This is a genomic window from Pseudonocardia xishanensis (genome assembly GCF_039541715.1).
GTDB classification, from domain to species: Bacteria; Actinomycetota; Actinomycetes; order Mycobacteriales; family Pseudonocardiaceae; genus Pseudonocardia; species Pseudonocardia xishanensis.
Genome location: NZ_BAABGT010000049.1, coordinates 1 through 18,360, shown reverse-complemented (window position 1 = coordinate 18,360; position 18,360 = coordinate 1). Strand labels below are relative to the sequence as shown.

The window sequence follows — 18,360 nt, the reverse complement described above, 5'->3', positions numbered from 1 at the left end:
CTTACGAGAACGCCTTGTCGATCAGCTCGCGCTGCTCGACCTCGTGCACCTTCGACGAGCCCGCGGCGGGCGCGGCCATCCGGCGCCGGGAGACCCGCTTGATGCCCGCGAGCCGCTCCGGCAGCTTCTCCGGCAGCTCCAGGCCCATGTGCGGCCACGCGCCCTGGTTGGCGGGCTCCTCCTGGACCCAGCGGACGTCCTGCGCGTTCGGGTAGCGCTCCAGCACCGACGCCAGCTGGCGGTCCGGCACCGGGTACAGCTGCTCGACGCGGACGATCGCCGTGTCGGTGATCTCCCGCTTCTGCCGCTGCTGGTGCAGCTCCCAGAAGATCTTGCCGCTGCACAGCAGGACCTTCTTCACGCTCGCGGCGGGGCCCTCCGCGGTGCGGAACTCCGGGTCGTCGATCACCGGGCGGAAGCGGCCCTGGGTGAAGTCCGAGACCGAGGAGACCACGGCCTTGTTCCGCAGCATCGACTTCGGCGTGAAGACGATCAGCGGGCGGCGGACGCCGTCCAGCGCGTGGCGGCGCAGCAGGTGGAAGTAGTTCGCGGGCTCCGACGGGAGCGCGACCGTCATCGAGCCCTCGGCGCACAGCTGCAGGAACCGCTCGATGCGCCCGGAGCTGTGGTCCGGGCCCTGGCCCTCGAGGCCGTGCGGCAGGAGCAGCACGACGTCGCTCATCTGGCCCCACTTGGCCTCACCGGACGAGATGAACTCGTCGATGATCGACTGGGCGCCGTTGACGAAGTCGCCGAACTGGGCCTCCCAGAGGACCAGTGCGTCCGGGTTGGCCACCGAGTAGCCGTACTCGAAGCCCACGGCCGCGAACTCCGACAGCGCCGAGTCGTAGGCCAGGAAGCGGCCCTGGCCCTCGGCGAGGCTGCGCAGCGGGTAGTACTCCTCGCCGGTCTTGCGGTCGATGAGCACCGAGTGCCGCTGCACGAACGTGCCGCGCCGGGAGTCCTGGCCGGAGAGCCGCACGAGCTTGCCGTCGAGCGCCAGCGACCCGAAGGCGAGCAGCTCGCCGAAGGCCCAGTCGATGTCCCCCTCGCGGGACATCTTCTCCCGCTTGGCCAGCACCGGCTTGACCCGCTGGTGCGGGGTGAAGCCCTCCGGCAGCTGGACGTGCGCGTCCCCGATCTTGTGCACGACCTCCACCGGGATGGAGGTGTCCAGGTCGCTCGGGACGGACTGTTCCTGCTCGACCGAGGCGGAGACGACCGGCGGGGTCCTCTCCAGCTCGCGGACCTCGTTGAACACGTGCTCGAGCTGGTTGGAGAAGTCCTTGAGCGCGTGCTCGGCCTCCTCCATGGTGATGTCGCCGCGGCCGATCAGCGACTCGGTGTAGATCTTGCGCACCGAGCGCTTGGCGTCGATCACGTCGTACATCGCGGGCTGCGTCATCGAGGGGTCGTCCCCCTCGTTGTGGCCGCGCCTGCGGTAGCAGATCATGTCGATCACGACGTCGTTGTTCCAGCGCTGCCGGTACTCGACGGCCAGCTTGGCCACCCAGACACAGGCCTCGGGGTCGTCCCCGTTCACGTGGAAGACCGGCGCGCCGATCATCTTCGCGACGTCCGTGCAGTACTGCGAGGAGCGCGAGTTCTCCGGCGCGGTGGTGAAGCCGACCTGGTTGTTCACCACGACGTGCACCGTGCCGCCGGTGCGGTAGCCGCGCAGCAGCGCGAGGTTCAGCGTCTCCGCGACGACGCCCTGGCCCGCGAACGCCGCGTCCCCGTGCATCATCAGCGGCAGGACGGTGTACCCGCCGTCGCCCTTGTCCAGCAGGTCCTGCTTGGCGCGGACGATGCCCTCGAGCACCGGGTCCACGGCCTCCAGGTGGGAGGGGTTGGACGCCAGCGACACGACGGTCTCGCCGTCTCCGAACATCCGGAAGTACTTGCCCTCGGCGCCCAGGTGGTACTTCACGTCCCCGGAGCCGTGCGCCTGGCCCGGGTCGAGGTTGCCCTCGAACTCGCGGAAGATCTGGCTGATCGGCTTGCCGACGATGTTCGCCAGCACGTTGAGCCGCCCGCGGTGGGGCATGCCGATGACGACCTCGTCCAGCTCGTTCTCGGCGGACTTGTCCAGCACCGCGTCCAGCAGCGGGATGACGGTCTCGCCGCCCTCGAGCGAGAACCGCTTCTGGCCGACGTACTTCGTCTGCAGGAAGGTCTCGAACGCCTCCGCGGCGTTGAGCTTGCTCAGGATGTACTTCTGCTCGACGACCGTGGGCTTCTGGTGCGAGACCTCGATGCGCTCCTGCAGCCAGGCGCGCTGCTCCGGGTCCGCGATGTGCATGTACTCGGTGCCGACGGTGCGGCAGTACGAGTCCCGCAGCAGGCCCAGGATGTCCCGGAGCTTCATCCGCTGCTCGCCGCCGAAACCGCCGACGGCGAACTCGCGGTCGAGGTCCCACAGGGTGAGCCCGTGGCTGAGCACGTCCAGGTCGGGGTGCTTGCGCTGGCGGTAGTTCAGCGGGTCCGTGTCGGCCATCAGGTGGCCGCGCGTGCGGTAGGACTCGATCAGCTCGAGGATCCGCGCGGTCTTGTCGACCTCGCCCTCGGGGAAGTCCTGCACCCAGCGGACCGGCTCGTACGGGACGCGCAGCGAGGTGAAGATGTCGTCGTAGAAGCCGTCGTCGCCCAGCAGCAGGCGGTGCACCCGGCGCAGGAAGTCGCCGGACTCCGCGCCCTGGATGATCCGGTGGTCGTAGGTCGAGGTCAGCGTGATGATCTTGCTGACGCCGATCTGCGCCAGCCGCTCCTCGCTCGCGCCCTGGAACTCGGCCGGGTACTCCATGGCGCCGACCCCGATGATCGCGCCCTGGCCCTGCATCAGCCGCGGCACCGAGTGGTTGGTGCCCAGCGTGCCCGGGTTGGTCAGCGAGAGGGTGGTGCCCTGGAAGTCCTCGGCGGTGAGCGTGCCGTTGCGGGCCTTGTGGACCATGCCCTCGTAGGCGGACCAGAACTGCGCGAACGTCATGTTCTCGCAGCCCTTGATCGACACGACCACGAGCGAGCGCTGGCCGTTCCTGCCCGGCAGGTCGATCGCCAGGCCCAGGTTCACGTGCTCCGGCTGGACTACCTGGGGCTTGCCGTCGACCTCCTGGAAGTACCGGTTCATGCCGGGGAAGTCGGCGATCGCCTTGACCAGCGCGTACCCGATGAGGTGGGTGAAGGAGATCTTCCCGCCGCGGGTCCGCTTGAGCTGGTTGTTGATGACGATCCGGTTGTCCGCCAGCAGCTTCGCGGGGACCGCGCGCACGCTCGTGGCCGTGGGCACGGCGAGCGAGGCGTTCATGTTCTTGACGACGGCGTTCGCCGCGCCGCGGATCGGCATGACCTCGTCGTGGCTCGGCTCGGCGGGCTTCGCAGCGGCCTTCGACGTGCTGCCCGCGGCCGGCTTGGCGGGGGCGGGGCGGGTCCCGTTGGCGCGGGTCTCGGTGGAGGTGGACGTGCGGACGGGGGCCACGGTCTGCTTTCGGGTCTCGGCGGCGGGGGAGGAACCGTTCGTGGACGGCTGCTCGGTCCTCTCGGGGGCGGACTCGGCGGCGCGAGCCTTCGCGGCGGTCTTCGCGGCGGTCTTCTCGGCGGCGTCGGCGGCCACCTGCTCCGCGGCGGCCTGGGCCGTCGGGCTGTCGTCGGCGGGGGCGGCACCGGACAGCGAGCCGCCCGGTCGGTAGTCGGCGAAGAAGTCGTGCCAGGCGGGGTCGACCCCCTGCGGGTCCTCGAGGAAACGCTGATACATCTCCTCGACGAGCCACTCGTTCGGACCGAAGTCGTTCGACCCGAACTCGCCGGTATGGCCGGTCGTACTGCTGGTGGACACGCGCTCTCAACCGCCTTGGTTTCGCCTGTGCTGATCGGTCGCCGATGACCGGGTTCCCAGGGTAGTCCTCTTCACTCCTCGGGACGTAGAGTGCTCGGCCCGCGTCACGTCGTCGGCTCGGACACGTCTCAGAAGCCCGGGGGCGCGCCGATGGAGGGCACGACCGCGGTCCGCACCGAGGTCTCGGCGATCACCGTGCCCTCGACCAGCCCGCAGGGCGAGGCCCGGCGCAGGGTGTCCCGTTCGCCCGCGTACTGGCCGTCCACGGGGTCGACGAGCAGCTCGGTGCGGGTCGGTCCGAGGTCGTGCACCAGCGCGTGGCAGAGGTTGCCGTCGAGATCCTTCACCTCGTCGACGAACGCGACCTCGGGCAGCTGCAGCAGCGCGGCGTACAGCGCGGCGCGCAGGTCCGCGGGGAGCATGCAGGAGCGCAGCGCGTCCACCGCGCTGCGGAAGGGCCCGGTGTAGGTGCGCCCGGGCGGCGCGTCCTCCTCCAGGCGGGCGCGCAGCGCGGCGGGATCGCGGGGGAGCAGCGCGACGAAGGCCGGGGTGGGGGTGGCCCAGTCGCCCGACGGCCTGCGCGGCGCAGTCTCGTTCAGGTCGGCGTAGAAGTCCCCGAACGGCGCCCGGAACCGGCCGACGGGCCAGTGGTCGGCGAGGTCGAACCCCGAGTCCGCGGCCCGCTCGGCGGAGCCCGCCAGCCAGGTCACCCGGCCGGTGACGACGCGGTCGAGCAGCCAGTCCGCGTCCTGCGCGGCGGGGGTCCACTGCTGCAGCAGGTGCTCGGAGAGATGGGCGTGGCAGTCGCCCTCCTCGTCGTAGAAGGTGCCCATCCACCACGCGTGCGTCGCGATGTACCGGTACGCCTCCGGAGCGAGGGGCTCGTCGGACGTCCGCACGGGCAGGTCGGGCACCACCCCATTGTGGAACCCCGCCTTCACAGCCGGTGACCGACCCCCTACGGCAGCCACTCCTTGAGCTGCCCGAGGATCTTGGGGGCGTCCTCGGTGACCGGGGTGACCTGCAGGTGCGTCACGCCCGCCTCGTGCAGCGCGGCGATCCGCTCCTTGACGAAGCCGGGCTCGCCGACGAGGGTGACCGAGTCGATGAAGTCGTCCGGCAGCGCCGCCGCGGCCTCCTCCTTCCTCCCGCCTAGGTACAGGTCCTGCACCAGCTTCGCCGCGTCCGGCCAGCCCTGCCGCTGCATGACCGTGTTGTAGAAGTTCTTCCCCCGCGCACCCATGCCGCCGATGTAGAGCGCGAACATCCCGCGTGCGGCGTTGCGCGCGTGCTCGAACATCTCCGGCTCCAGCGCGAGGAAGCCGCCGCCCGCGATCTGCAGCGGCCCGAGCGCCGGGTCCCGCTTCGCGAAGCCCCTGGCCAGGGGCTCGCCGAACGCCTGTTGCATCCGCTCCGGGACGACGGCGTGGGGGAGCCACCCCTGCGCCAGCTCGGCGGTCATCTCGAGGTTCTTGTCGCCCAGGGCGGCGACCCAGATCGGGATGTCGCTGCGCCGCGGGTGGTTGATCAGCTTGAGCGGCTTGCCCAGTCCGGTGCCCCCGGAGAGCGGGATGTCGTAGATCCCGTGGTGGTCGATCTTCTCCCGACGCCACACCCGGCGGCAGATGTCGATCACCTCGCGGGTGCGGGCCACGGGCCTGTCGAACGGCACGCCGTGGAAGCCCTCGATCACCTGCGGGCCGGACGTCCCGAGCCCGAGCAGCATCCGGCCGTTCGACAGCGCGTCCAGGCCCGCCGCCGTCATCGCGGTGAGGGTGGGGGTGCGCGAGTAGATCGGCAGGATCCCGGAGCCGATCTCGATCCGCTCGGTGCGGGCGGCGAGGTAGCCCATGAGGGACACGGCGTCGTAGCTGTAGGCCTCGGCCACCCAGACGACGTCCAGACCGGCCCTCTCCAGCTCGACGATCCGCGCCGCCCCGCCCACCGGGTCGTCGGAGTAGGGCAGCTGAGTCGAGAGCTTCATGACAGTGAGACTGTCACATCAGGCACGGGTTCAGACAGTCCTCCGTTCGCGGCCCGCCCAGAAGGGGGCGCGGAGCTCCTTCTTGAGGATCTTTCCGGTGGGGTTGCGGGGCAGCTCGTCGACGACGTCGATGCCCGTGGGGCACTTGAACGCGGCCAGCTCGGCGCGGCAGTGTGCGAGGACCGCGGCCTCGTCGATCCCCTCCGGCGCGACGACGACCGCCCGCGGCACCTCGCCCCAGCGCTCGTCCGGCACCCCGATCACGGCGACGTCGGCGATCCCCGGGTACTCGGCCAGCACCCGCTCGATCTCGGCCGGGTACACGTTCTCCCCGCCGCTGACGATCATGTCCTTGATCCGGTCGGTCACGTAGACGTAGCCGTCCGCGTCGAGGTGCCCGCCGTCCCCGGTGCGCAGCCAGCCGTCCTCGGTGATCGCGGCCTCGGTGGCCTCCGGGAGCTGCCAGTACCCGGCCATGAGCTGCGCCGAGCGCACCCAGATCTCACCCGGCGCATCCGTCGGCACCGGCGCCCCGGTCGCCGGGTCGCGGACCTCGATCTCGCAGCCGTGGATCGGGGTGCCCGCCGAGACCAGCCGGTGCGCGACAGCGGGGTCCTCGTGGTCCGCCGGGCCCAGCGCGGAGACCACCCCGCAGGCCTCGGTCATCCCGTAGACCTGGTGCATCCGGCCGGGGAACAGCGGCAGGCAGGCCCGCATGACCGGCAGCGGCATCGGCGAGGCGCCGTAGGACATCGTCCGCATCGCGGACAGGTCGAGCTCGGCCACGCCCGGGACCCGGGTGATCGCGGCGAGCAGGGCGGGCACGAGGAAGGTGTGGGTGATCCGCTCGTCCGCCATCTGCCGCACGACGGCGGCCGGGTCCGGCGTCCGCAGCATCACCATCCGCGCGCCGTGGGCGATGGCGAGCAGCGCGTACGAGGTCCCGCCGACGTGGAACAGCGGCATCGCCACCTGCACCACGGCCGTCGGGTCCACCTCGAAGCTGTGCGCCACGTTGTCCGAGTGCGCCAGCATCGCCCGGTGGGTGAGCATCACGCCCTTGGGGAAGCCGGTGGTGCCCGAGGTGTAGAGCTGCACGAAGCAGCCCTCCGGGTCGACGGGCGCGGCGTCCGCCTCCGGCTCGTGGGCGGCCAGCCATCCCTCGTACTCGTCCGCCGTGACGATCCGCTGCACGGTCGGCGTCCGGTCCGCCAGCCCGGCGGCGGCCGCGGCGAACTCCGGCCCGACGTAGAGCAGCTTCGCGCCCGCGTCGTTGACCACGTACACGATCTCGGGCGGCGCCGACCGGAAGTTGACGACGGCGTTGGCGGCCCCGATCCGCGCGCACGCCAGCGTCAGCTCCAGGCAGGACGGGTGGTTGAGGTCGAGCACCGCGATCCGGTCCCCGCGGCCGATCCCGCCCGCCCGCAGCGCGGTCGCGAGCCTGCGCACCCGCTCGTCGAGCTGCGCCCAGGTCCGCCGGACCTCGCCGAACCGGAGGGCCTCCGCGTCCGGCCGTTCGGTGGCCCACCGGGCCAGCAGACCGGGAACGTCGGTGACGGCGGGGCTGAGCGTCACGGGGTCCTCCTCGACGGTGAGTGAGCCGGGTCACAAGCTAGCGAGCGGCGGACCGGATCGGAAGGACGGGACGGGCGGGTAGAGGATGGACGCGGACGGCCACGAGCAGACGCGACGAGGGGGCGGTGTGGATCCCGACGGGAGCGGGCGGATCCGGGTCGAGGGGCTGGCCAAGCGGTTCGGCGCGGTCGAGGCGGTGCGCGGGCTGAGCTTCACGGTCGAGCCCGGCGCGGTCACCGGCTTCCTGGGGCCGAACGGGTCCGGCAAGACGACCACGCTGCGGGCGATCCTCGGGCTCGTCCGGCCGACCTCGGGGACCGCGCTGGTCGAGGGCGTGCCCTATGCCGCGCTGCCCCGGCCGGGGCGCGTGGTCGGCGCGGTCCTGGAGGCGCAGGGCGTGCATCCGGCGCGGACCGCGCGTCGGCACCTGCAGGCGACGGGGGCGGCCGTCGGCGTCGGGGACGAGCGCGTCGCGGAGGTGCTCGGGCTCGTGGGCCTCGCGGACGCCGCGGACCGGCCCGCGGGCGGGTTCTCGCTCGGCATGAACCAGCGGCTCGCGCTGGCCACCGCCCTGCTCGGCGACCCGCGCATCCTGGTCCTCGACGAGCCGGGCAACGGTCTCGACCCGCAGGGCATCGCCTGGCTGCGGGAGTTCCTGCGCGGCTGGGCGCACGCGGGCCGGACGGTACTGGTGTCCAGCCACCAGCTCGCCGAGCTCGGCCAGATCGTGGACCGGCTCGTGGTGCTGGACGCCGGGACCTGCGTCTACCAGGGCGGGACGGACGGGATGCGCGGGCGGGCCGCGGTCCGGGTGCGCTGCGCGGACCCCGCCCGGCTCGCCAGGGCCCTCGCCGCGCGCGGTGTCCTGGAGATCGACCACCTCGCGGAGGGGGAGCTGGCCATCGCCGCGGACGCCGTGCTCGTCGGGGACACCGCGCTCGCCGCCGGGGTGGCGCTGTACGGGCTGACCGAGGAGCGCGGCGACCTCGAGCAGATGTTCCTGCGGCTCACCGGGGGTGCGGCATGACGGTGTCGGAGAGGGGCGGGCGCCCGGCCGTGCTGCCGACGCCCGGCCTGCTGCGCTCCGAGGCGCTCAAGACGCTCTCCGTCCGGAGCTGGTGGGCTCTCGCGCTGCCCGTCGCCGCGCTGGCGCTGTCGGTCAACGTGTTCGGCGGCCTGTTCGGCGCGGCGGTGGGCGGCCTCAGGGACGAGGCGGCGGGGATCCTGCCTGCCTCGCTCGCCTACTCGCTGTCGCTGGCCTCGGTCTTCGCCGCCGTGCACGGGGTGGTCGTGGCCACCGCGGAGTTCCGGCACCGCACCGTCAGCGGCACCTACCTCGTCGGCGGCCGTGTCCCCGTGCTGCTCGCGAAGTCGGCGGTCGCGGCGGGGACCGGGGCGGTGTACGCGCTGCTCACCGCGGTGCTCGGCCTCCTCGCCGGGCTGCTCGGGCAGGGTGCGGCGCGGCTGCCGTCGGTCGGCGTGCTGCTCGCGGTCGTCGGCATCGGGATCGCGGTGTGTGCGCTGTGGTCGGTGCTCGGTGTCGCACTGGGGACGACGGTGGTGAACCAGGCGGGCGCCGTCGTCGGGCTGCTGGTGTACGTCCTCCTGCTGGAGAACCTGCTGTCGCTGGTCCTGCGCTCCGGGACCGAGGACGGCCGGGCGCCCGCCGCCGTCGCCCGGCTGTCGTCGTTCCTGCCCGCGAACGCCGGGGACATCGCGCTGTTCGACCTGCCCGCCCGACAGCTCGGTGGGCGCTTCGGGCCGTCGATCGTGGAGAGCCTCGCCGGGGTGGCCGGGCCGCCGCCGGGGTGGGGCGCGCTGCTGGTCCTGCTCGTGTGGACGGCGGCGGGGCTCGCCCTCGCGGGCGTCGTGGGGGAGCGGCGGGACATCACCTGAGCCGCCGGGCGCGCGGGCGTACGTTGGATCGGTGCCCGACGCTCCCCCCACCACCTCCTGGATCCGTCGGCTGATCCGCGAGTGTCTCCGACACCGCGGGATCGCCGTCGGTGCGCTCCTGGCGTCCGTGCTCGGCGTCAGCCTGGACGCGATCGGCCCGCTGCTCACCCGGGTGGCCGTGGACGACGCCGTCGCGGGCGTCACGGACGCCCTGCTCGCGATCGTGCTCGCCATCCTGGGGCTCGCGGTCGTCCGGTTCGGGGCCTCGTTCCTGCGCCGCTACCTCGCGGGCAGGCTGGCGCTAGACGTCCAGCACGACCTGCGCCGCCAGGTCTTCGCCGCCGTCCAGCGCCTGGACGGGCGCAGGCAGGACGCGCTGCGCACCGGCCAGGTCGCCTCCCGCGCGATCACCGACCTGCAGCTCGTGCAGTCCCTGCTGTCCATGGTCCCGCTCACCGCGGGCACGATCGCCCTGGTCGTCGCCTCGGTCGCCGCGATGCTCTGGCTGTCCCCGCTGCTCACGGTGATCTCGCTGGTGATGCTGCCGCTGGCCGCGTTCGTCACCACCCGGGTGCGGCGCTCGCTCTTCCCGGCCACCTGGTCCGCCCAGCAGCGCGCCGCGGACGTGGCCCAGCAGGTCGAGGAGACGGTCACCGGCGTCCGCGTGGTGAAGGGCTTCGGGCAGGAGAACCGCGAGGTCTCCACGCTGGAGGGGCTGGCGCGCATGCTCTTCGGCGAGCGGTTGCGCGCCGCCCGGATGACCGCCCGGCTCAACCCGGTGCTGCTGGCGCTGCCCACGCTCGGGCAGGTCGCGGTGATCGGTGTCGGCGGCTGGATGGCGGTGGGCGGGTCGATCTCGCTGGGCACGTTCCTCGCCTTCACCACCTACGTCGCGCAGCTGGTGGGGCCCGCCCGGCTGGTCGGCTCGCTGGTGGTGTCCGCGCAGCTCGCGCGCGCCGGCGTCGAGCGGGTGTACGACCTGGTCGACGCCGAGCCGGACGTCCAGGACCCGGCCGCCCCGCGCACGCTGCCGGAGGGGCCCGTCGCCGTCGAGCTCGACGCGGTTCGGTTCGGCTACCAGCCCGGCCGCCCGGTGCTCGACGGCGTCTCGCTGCGCGCGGAGCCGGGCGAGACCCTGGCGATCGTCGGCACCGCGGGCTCGGGCAAGTCCACGGTCGCGCAGCTGCTCCCGCGGTTCTACGACCCCTGGGAGGGGAGTGTCCGGATCGGCGGGGTGGACGTCCGCGAGCTCGGCCTGCGGGCGCTGCGCTCCGAGCTGGGCGTGGTGTTCGAGGAGGCGTTCCTCTTCTCGGACACGATCCGCGACAACATCGCCTACGGCAGGCCGGACGCCACGGACGCCGAGATCCGCGCCGCCGCCGAGGCCGCGCAGGTCGCCGCGTTCGTCGAGGCGCTGCCGGAGGGCTACGAGACCGAGGTCGGCGAGCGCGGGCTCACCCTCTCCGGCGGGCAGCGGCAGCGGATCGCGCTGGCCAGGGCCCTGCTCACCGACCCGCGGGTGCTCGTGCTCGACGACGCGACCTCCGCCGTGGACACCGCCACCGAGGCGGCGATCCACGAGGCGCTGGAGACCCTGATGCGCGGCCGGACCACGGTCCTGGTCGCGCACCGCCGGTCCACCATCGCGCTGGCGGACCGGATCGCGGTGCTCGACGCGGGCCGGGTCGTGGACGTCGGCACCGAGGACGAGCTGCGGGCCCGCTGTCCGCTCTTCCGCGAGCTGCTGGCCGCGGGCGCGGAGCGGCAGGCCGCCGCGGCCGAGCCCGAACCCGCGCTCGCCGAGCCCGCACCGGTCGTCGCGGTGCCCGCGGACGGGGTCACGGCCGAGCTCTGGCCGGAGCCCACCGCGGTCGCCGCCGAGTCGGACCGGGCCCTGCGCACCGCGGCCGCCGAGGCCGGGAGCGGGCGCGGCGGGCCGCCCTCGCGCGGCGCGGCGGGCGCGACGGGCATGGTCGGCGGGATCGCCGCCACGCCCGAGCTGCTGGCGTCGGTCGCCGCGCTGAGGCCCGCGACGGACGTCCCGCGGCTCGGCGGGGTGGACCCCGCCGCCCCGGACCCCGGGTTCCGGCTCTCCCGGCTGCTGCGTCCGGTGCGGTGGACCCTCGCGCTGGGCATGCTGCTCGTCGCGCTGGACGCGCTGGCCACGCTCGCCTTCCCGACGGTCGCCCGGTTCGCCGTGGACGACGGGATCACCGCCCACGCCACGAGCGTGCTGCTCACCGCCACCCTGATCGGGGTCGGGATCGTGCTGGCGGACGCCGTCGTCGTCGGGTTCCAGACCGTCGTCACCGCGCGGGCCGGTGAGAGCCTGCTCTACCTGCTGCGCATCCGCAGCTACGCCCACCTGCAGCGGCTCGGCCTGGACTTCTACGAGCGCGAGCTCTCCGGCCGGATCATGACCCGGATGACCACGGACGTGGACGCGCTGTCCACGTTCCTGCAGACCGGCCTCGCGCAGGCCGTGGTCAGCCTGCTGACCCTGGTCGGGGTGGCGGTGGCGCTGCTGCTCACCGATCCCGAGCTGGCGCTGGTCGCGCTGGCGGTGCTGCCGGTCCTGCTGGTGTCCACGGTCGTCTTCCGGCGGCTGTCCTCGCGCGCGTACGCCGAGGCCCGCGAGCGGGTCAGCATCGTCAACGCGGACATGCAGGAGAACGTCACCGGCGTCCGCGTGGCGCAGGCGTTCGTCCGCGAGGAGCGCAGCGCCGCGGTGTTCGGCGAGCGCAGCGACGCCTACCGCCGCACGCGGATCCGCGCGCAGGGCTACATCGCGACGTACTTCCCCGGGGTGGCGTTCCTCAGCGACGTCGCCCAGGCCGCGGTGCTGGGCGTGGGCGCGGCGCGGGTCGCGGGCGGGGACCTCACCCCCGGCATCCTCACCGCGTTCCTGCTGTACCTGGGGCTGTTCTTCGCGCCGGTGCAGCAGCTGTCCCAGGTGTTCGACGGCTACCAGCAGGCCCGCATCGGCCTGCTGCGGATCCGGGACCTGCTGCGCACGGAGTCCTCGATCACCGACGACCCGGACCCGGCGCCCGCCCCCGCGCGGCTGCGCGGCGCGGTCGAGCTGCGGGAGGTCACGTTCACCTACCCCGGTGTCGAGGAGCCCGCGTTGGCGGACGTGTCGCTGTCGGTCCGCCCGGGCGAGACGGTCGCGCTGGTCGGGGCCACCGGCGCGGGCAAGTCCACGCTGGTGAAGCTGCTCGCCCGGTTCTACGACGTCGGCTCCGGCGCGCTGCTCGTCGACGGCGTGGACGTGCGCCGGTACCGGCTGGAGGACTACCGCCGCAGGCTCGGGTTCGTGCCGCAGGAGCCGCACCTGTTCACCGGGGACGTGGCCGGGAACATCGCCTACGGCCGCCCGGACGCCTCGCCCGCCGAGATCGAGGCCGCCGCCCGCGCGGTCGGGGCGCTGGAGCTGGTCCGGTCGCTGCCCGCGGGGTTCCGCCAGCCGGTGGGGGAGCGCGGGCAGGGGCTCTCGGCCGGGCAGCGACAGCTGGTGGCCCTGGCCCGCGCCGAGCTCGTGGACCCGGACGTGCTGATCTTCGACGAGGCCACCGCCGCGCTGGACCCGGCCACCGAGGCGGCCGTGCTGGCGGCGGGGGACCGGCTGACCGCCCGTCGGACGGCGTTCGTGGTGGCCCACCGGCTCGCCACGGCGGCCGCGTCGGACCGGATCGTGGTCTTGCACGCCGGTCGGATCGTGGAGGAGGGGCCGCACGCGGAGCTGCTCGCCGCGGGGGGTCGGTACGCCGCCCTCTGGCGGGCCGGCGAGCTGGAACCGGCCGCGGACGCCTCGGACGAGGACCGCTCCACGGCGGTGACGGCCTGATTCCTGCCCGATATCGGGCACGGATTTGTCGTCCGGTCTCGGATCGGGCAGTCTTCGCGGGGTGCCGACCACTCACACCGACCTGGTGACGCATCTCGCGGGCACCACGTCGCTGAGTGCCGGGGAGGCGGCCCGGGTGGTCGACGAGGTGCTGGCGTACTTCGCCGAGACCACCGAGGCCTTCGTCCGGCGCAGGCACACCGAGCTCCGCGCCCGCGGACTCCACAACGACCAGATCTTCGAGCGGATCGGCGCCGAGCTCGGCGCGCGCAGGGTGGCGCCGCGGGCGTTGACCGCGCGCCAGCTCCGGCGACTCGTGTACGGCTAGGGGGACCTCTCATGTGTGGGATCGTCGGCTACGTCGGGGCTGCCGAGGCGGCGCCCGTCCTCATCGAGGGACTGAACCGGCTGGAGTACCGCGGGTACGACTCCGCGGGCATCGCGGTGATCGACCGCGGGCAGCTGAAGGTGCGCAAGGTCAGTGGCCGGGTCGCGGACCTGGCCGAGGAGCTGCCCAAGCGGTTCAAGGGCTCCGTCGGGATCGGCCACACCCGCTGGGCCACCCACGGCGAGCCGACCGTGGCCAACGCCCACCCGCACGTCGACTCCACCAACCGGATCGCCGTGGTGCACAACGGGATCATCGAGAACGCCGAGGAGCTGCGCGCCAAGCTCACCGCGGACGGGGTGGAGTTCACCTCGCAGACCGACACCGAGACCGTCGCGCACCTGGTGGCCGCGGCCTTCGTCGCGGGCGCCGAGGACCTGGAGCAGGCCGTCCGGTACGCGCTGCGGCAGGTCGTGGGCGCCTACGGCATCGCCGTGGTGGACACCGCGCACCCGGACCGGATCGTGGTGGCGCGCAACGGGTCCCCTGTGCTGCTCGGCGTCGGGGAGAAGGAGATGTTCGTCGCGTCGGACGTCGCCGCCCTGGTCGGGTACACCCGTCAGGTCGTCTACCTGGACGACGGCGAGCTCGCCACGATCACCCCCGGCGGCTACCGCACCTTCACCCTGGACGCCCGCAGCACCGCCAAGCAGGTCTCCGAGGTGGACTGGGACGTCGTGGGGGCGGAGATCGGCGACCACGCCCACTTCCTGATCAAGGAGATCGGCGAGCAGCCGCGGTCCATCGAGCGCACCCTGCGCGGCCGCATCGACGAGCGCTTCAACACCGCCCACCTCGGCGGGCTGAACCTCACCGTCCGCGAGGCGCGCGAGTTCCGGCGCGTGAAGATCCTCGGCTGCGGCTCGGCCTGCTACGCCGGTGACCTCGGGGCCCAGCTGATCGAGGACCTCGCCCGGATGCCCGCCACGGCGGAGTCGGCGTCGGAGTTCCGCTACCGCAACCCGGTCGTCGAGCCGGACACGCTGTACGTGGCGGTCTCCCAGTCCGGCGAGACCGTCGACACCCTGGCCGCGGTGCAGGAGCTGCAGCGCAAGGGCGGCCGGGTGATCGGGATCGTCAACGTCGTCGGCTCGACGATCGCCCGCCAGGTGGACGGCGGCATCTACATCCACGCGGGCCCCGAGATGTCCGTCGCGGCCACCAAGTCGTTCACGTCCACGGTCGCGGCGTTCGCGCTGCTCGCGGTGCACCTGGGCCGGATGCGGGACCTCGCGCCGACCGAGGGCAGGCGCATCCTGGACGCGCTCGCCGCGCTCCCGGGGCAGATCGAGGAGATCCTGGACGCGGAGAAGCGCACCGGGCTGATCGCCGAGGTCGCCCGGGGGATCGCCCCGCACAACAGCGTGCTGTTCATCGGGCGCAGGCGCGGCTGGCCGGTGGCGAGGGAGGGAGCGCAGAAGCTCAAGGAGGTCTCCTACGTGCACGCGGAGGCCTACGCGAGCGCCGAGCTCAAGCACGGCCCGCTGGCGCTGGTCAGCCCCGAGCTGCCGACGGTCGCCTGCGTCCCGGCGGACGACCTGCTGGACAAGAACACCTCGACGCTGGCCGAGATCCGGGCCCGCCGCGGCCCGGTGGTCGCGCTGGCGCACCGCGAGCTGTCGACCGACCTGGCGGACCGCACGATCGTGGTCCCGCGCAGCGAGCCGGAGCTGGACAGCATCCTGATGAGCGTCCCGCTGCAGCTGCTGGCCTACCACGCCGCGGTCGCCCTCGAACGCGATGTCGACCGCCCGCGGAACCTGGCCAAGTCCGTGACGGTCGAGTGACCCGGTCGGACTAGGGAACCATGGTCCGGTCCCTGCGGGGGCCTGCCAGCCACTCCGTCATCGGGCTCTGCAGGGTGATGGTCATGGGGACGTGGGGGGCGCCCACGTAGGTCTCGACCTCGCCCGCGGTGCTCCAGCCGAGGCGGTGGAAGAAGCGTTCGTTGGCCACCTGGACGTGAGCGTGCATCCGCCGCCCGTCCCGCGCGCCCGCGGTCTCCACGGCGAACCGCACGAGCGGGCCGCCGATCGCGGCCGTGCGGAACTCGGGGAGGACGGCGAGGCGGTCGCCGAGCCACTCGCCGGGGCCGACCGGGTACAGCCGGACGGTGCCCGCCGGGCGGCCCTGGTGGGTGGCCAGCACGTGCAGGACGTCGTCCCGCGCGTCGTGGGCGTCGAGGTCCGATCCGTCGAACAGGCCCTGCTCGGCCACGAACACGGCGTGCCGGATCGCGTGGTGCGCGGCGCGAGCGGTCGCGTCGAGCGCGGGCCGCACCGCGACCGGATCGACCCCGACCAGCACGTTCACCGCGCGCACCGGACGGATCCGGGACACCGGCCGCTCCGGCATCGTGGCGGTCACGAGGCCACCACGGGCGTGAGCACCTCGGCGCTCACGCGCCCGGCCGCTTCCCGATCTGGAACAGCCCCGGGGTCCCGCCGCCGGTGCCGCACGGCGTCCCGCCGCCGGACTGCTGGACCAGGTTCAGCGACGAGCAGGCCTGGCACCGCGCGCAGCCCGCGACGGCCGTGTCCGCCCCGAGCCCCTTCGCCTCCAGGAAGCCCGCGACCTTCCGGTAGATCGGTTCGGTGCACTCCCGCGCGGGCGCGGGCACGTTCTCCATCAGCGAGCCCGCCACCGGCCGCAGCGGTACGACGAACGGGTACACGCCCATGTCCACCGCGCGCCGGCACATCTCGACCGTCAGGTCCGGGTCCTCACCCATCCCGAGGATCACGTACGTCGACACCCGGCCCTCGCCGAACAGCGACACCGCCCGCTCCCAGGCCCGGAAGTACGTGTCGATCCCGGTGCGGAACTTGCCGGGAGCGACGCGCGCCAGCACCGCCGGATCGAAGGTCTCGACGTGGATGCCCACGGAGTCGATGCCCATGTCGTGCACCTGGTTGATCACGTCCAGGTCGCGCGGCGGCTCGAACTGCACCTCCACCGGCAGCCCCGCGGCCTCCTTGACGGCCTGCCCGCAGCGCGCGACGTAGAGCGCCCCGCGGTCCGGCGCGACCGACGAGCCGGTGGTCAGGGTCGCGTCGACCGCACCGTCCAGGTCACGGGCGGCCACCGCGACCTCGGCGAGCATCTCCGGGGTCTTCTTCGCGATCGTGCTGCCCGCGGCGAGCGAGAGCCCGATGCCGCAGAAGCCGCACTGGTCCGAGTTGCCCCAGTAGTTGCACGCCTGGACCACCGTGGACGCGAGCGAGTCGAGGTGCAGCAGCGCGATCCGGTGGTACGGCACGCCGTCCGCGGTCTCGAGGTCGTAGAAGCGCGGGCGCTTCGTACCGGAGACGGAGGCGACCTTCACGCCGTCCCGGAAGATGGCCTGGCCCTCGTCCTCGGCGCGCAGGGCATAGGGCGAGGTCTCGTTCGGTGGCACGGTGACCGGGACGCCCTCGATCCACAGCATGCCGGAGTCCGACGGGCCCGCCCCGCCCTTGCGGGCGGTCTCCAGCACCGTCTCGATCCGCAGCCCCACGGCCTGCAGATCCATGATCAGCGCAGCGGTGTCGCTACCGGTCCGCTCGTCCGTCACGGTCATGCGCGAGGGCTCCTCCACTATCCGACATGCTCGTCTCTCATCAGAGAATTCACTATGATGGACGCGTGCGCAACATCGGAAACGCCGTGTTCACCGGCCGTCCCGCGGCCCGGGTCGCGCTGCTGACCCACTCCACGTCCCCCCGCGGCGGCCACGTGCACACCCTCGGGCTGGGCGAGGCACTGCATCGGGCGGGGGAGTCGGTTCACCTGTTCGCGCTGGGTACGCAGCTCTACCGGGAGGTCGACCTGCCGCACACGCTGGTGCCCGGGCCGCGTCGCGAGGGGACCACGCTGACCGAGCGCACCCTCGACGGCATCGAGCGCCTCGCCACCGCGCTTGCGGCGAGGATCACGGAGTTCGACGTCCTGCACGCCCAGGACTGCATCGCCGCCCGCGCCGCGCTGATCGCCCGGGAGCGCACCGGGGCGGCGGTGTCCGTGCTGCGCACCGCGCATCACGTGGACGACTTCACCACTCCGGTCCTCGTGGACTGCCAGCGCCGCGCGATCACCGAGCCGGACCGGGTGCTGGTGGTGTCGCGGATGTGGCGGGACATCCTGGCGCGGGACTTCGGCGTCGGGGCGACGGTCGTGCCCAACGGCGTGGACCTCGCCCGGTTCGCCTCCGTCGTCCCGGCGGAGCGAACGGGCGGCTTCCTGCTGCTGGCGGTGGGCGGGATCGAGCCGCGGAAGGGCTCGGTGCACCTGATCCGCGCGCTCGCCCGGCTCGAGGACCCGGCCCCGGAGCTGGTCGTGGTGGGCGGGCACTCGTTCCAGGACTTCGCCCCCTACCGCGAGGCCGCGCTGGCCGAGGCGGCGGAGCTCGGGGTGCGGGTGCGCGAGGTGGGCACCGTGTCCGACGCCGAGCTGGCAGGCTGGTACGCCGCGGCCGCGGGCGACGGGGCTCTGGTCTACCCGTCGACGGCCGAGGGTTTCGGCCTGGTGCCGATCGAGGCGATGGCGCTCGGGGTGCCGGTGGTCGCGAGCGACCTCCCCGTGTTCCGCGAGCACCTCACCGACGGCGTCGACGCGCTGCTGCCCCCGGTCGGGGACGACGAGGCCCTCGCCGCCGCGCTCCGCCGGGTGATCACCGAACCCGCGCTCCGCGACTCCCTGCGCACCGCGGGCCACACCACCGCGGCACGGTTCACCTGGGCGGACGCCGCCGAGGCGCACCGCGCGATCTATGCGGAGCTCGCCCGGACGCCGGCCCTCTAGTTGTCGCCGCCGCAGAGGTTGTTGACGCGGTGGGCGGGTGGATGTCCGCCGATCGC

Annotated in this window: 12 protein-coding genes; 6 read left to right on the top strand and 6 right to left on the bottom strand. The window is 73.3% G+C overall.

Features of this window, described 5'->3' with window-relative positions; all coding sequences use genetic code 11:
- Nucleotide 1: 1 nt before the first annotated feature.
- The 4 genes from ABD993_RS18705 to ABD993_RS18690 form a co-directional block, all read right to left on the bottom strand.
- Complete coding sequence (locus ABD993_RS18705) at nt 2-3,832, bottom strand: multifunctional oxoglutarate decarboxylase/oxoglutarate dehydrogenase thiamine pyrophosphate-binding subunit/dihydrolipoyllysine-residue succinyltransferase subunit (protein ID WP_345419784.1); 3,831 nt, start codon at nt 3,830-3,832, stop codon at nt 2-4.
- Between the two features lie 128 nt (nt 3,833-3,960).
- Entirely contained in the window at nt 3,961-4,746 is a 786-nt protein-coding gene (locus ABD993_RS18700; protein WP_345419781.1) for a hypothetical protein, read from the bottom strand.
- A gap of 44 nt (nt 4,747-4,790) precedes the next feature.
- Complete coding sequence (locus ABD993_RS18695; RefSeq protein ID WP_345419778.1) at nt 4,791-5,816, bottom strand: LLM class F420-dependent oxidoreductase; 1,026 nt, start codon at nt 5,814-5,816, stop codon at nt 4,791-4,793.
- Between the two features lie 30 nt (nt 5,817-5,846).
- On the bottom strand, nt 5,847-7,394 hold the full coding sequence (locus ABD993_RS18690) for a long-chain-fatty-acid--CoA ligase (RefSeq protein ID WP_345419776.1): 1,548 nt from the start codon (nt 7,392-7,394) through the stop codon (nt 5,847-5,849).
- 127 nt (nt 7,395-7,521) lie between these two features.
- On the opposite strand from ABD993_RS18690, the gene ABD993_RS18685 reads away from it, so the two are divergent.
- The 5 genes from ABD993_RS18685 to glmS all read left to right on the top strand — a co-directional run bounded on the left by ABD993_RS18685 (nt 7,522) and on the right by glmS (nt 15,312).
- Nucleotides 7,522-8,421 carry an ATP-binding cassette domain-containing protein gene (locus ABD993_RS18685; protein ID WP_345419773.1) on the top strand — a complete coding sequence of 300 codons (900 nt, stop codon included), beginning with the start codon at nt 7,522-7,524 and terminating at the stop codon, nt 8,419-8,421.
- The gene (locus tag ABD993_RS18680; protein WP_345419770.1) at nt 8,418-9,290 is read left to right on the top strand and encodes a hypothetical protein; all 873 of its coding nucleotides are present in this window, start codon (nt 8,418-8,420) and stop codon (nt 9,288-9,290) included. Before ABD993_RS18685 ends, ABD993_RS18680 begins: the two co-directional genes overlap by 4 nt.
- A 31-nt stretch (nt 9,291-9,321) precedes the next feature.
- Nucleotides 9,322-13,137 (top strand): ABC transporter ATP-binding protein, encoded by a 3,816-nt coding sequence (locus ABD993_RS18675; protein WP_345419767.1) that lies wholly within the window; start codon nt 9,322-9,324, stop codon nt 13,135-13,137.
- A 61-nt stretch (nt 13,138-13,198) separates the two neighbouring features.
- Nucleotides 13,199-13,465, top strand: coding sequence for a hypothetical protein (locus ABD993_RS18670; RefSeq protein ID WP_345419764.1), 267 nt, complete (start codon nt 13,199-13,201; stop codon nt 13,463-13,465).
- An 11-nt stretch (nt 13,466-13,476) separates the two neighbouring features.
- Nucleotides 13,477-15,312 carry a glutamine--fructose-6-phosphate transaminase (isomerizing) gene (glmS, locus tag ABD993_RS18665; protein ID WP_345419761.1) on the top strand — a complete coding sequence of 612 codons (1,836 nt, stop codon included), beginning with the start codon at nt 13,477-13,479 and terminating at the stop codon, nt 15,310-15,312.
- Between the two features lie 10 nt (nt 15,313-15,322).
- Here the strand turns inward: glmS and ABD993_RS18660 are convergent, their stop codons facing one another.
- On the bottom strand, nt 15,323-15,892 hold the full coding sequence (locus ABD993_RS18660; RefSeq protein WP_345419758.1) for an MSMEG_0567/Sll0786 family nitrogen starvation N-acetyltransferase: 570 nt from the start codon (nt 15,890-15,892) through the stop codon (nt 15,323-15,325).
- Between the two features lie 31 nt (nt 15,893-15,923).
- Nucleotides 15,924-17,084: an MSMEG_0568 family radical SAM protein gene (locus tag ABD993_RS18655; protein WP_345419755.1), complete on the bottom strand. Its 1,161-nt coding sequence runs from the start codon at nt 17,082-17,084 to the stop codon at nt 15,924-15,926.
- Nucleotides 17,085-17,149: 65 nt separating this feature from the next.
- Here ABD993_RS18655 and ABD993_RS18650 point away from each other — a divergent pair, with 65 nt between their 5' ends.
- Nucleotides 17,150-18,304, top strand: coding sequence for an MSMEG_0565 family glycosyltransferase (locus tag ABD993_RS18650; RefSeq protein WP_345419752.1), 1,155 nt, complete (start codon nt 17,150-17,152; stop codon nt 18,302-18,304).
- Nucleotides 18,305-18,360 lie beyond the last annotated feature (56 nt).

Bases quoted from the DNA above. Each gene is read 5' to 3' on its own strand.
- glmS (WP_345419761.1), top strand. From the start codon at position 13,477: ATGTGTGGGATCGTCGGCTACGTCGGGGCTGCCGAGGCGGCGCCCGTC.
- ABD993_RS18695 (WP_345419778.1), bottom strand. From the start codon at position 5,816: ATGAAGCTCTCGACTCAGCTGCCCTACTCCGACGACCCGGTGGGCGGG.
- ABD993_RS18655 (WP_345419755.1), bottom strand. From the start codon at position 17,084: ATGACCGTGACGGACGAGCGGACCGGTAGCGACACCGCTGCGCTGATC.
- ABD993_RS18680 (WP_345419770.1), top strand. From the start codon at position 8,418: ATGACGGTGTCGGAGAGGGGCGGGCGCCCGGCCGTGCTGCCGACGCCC.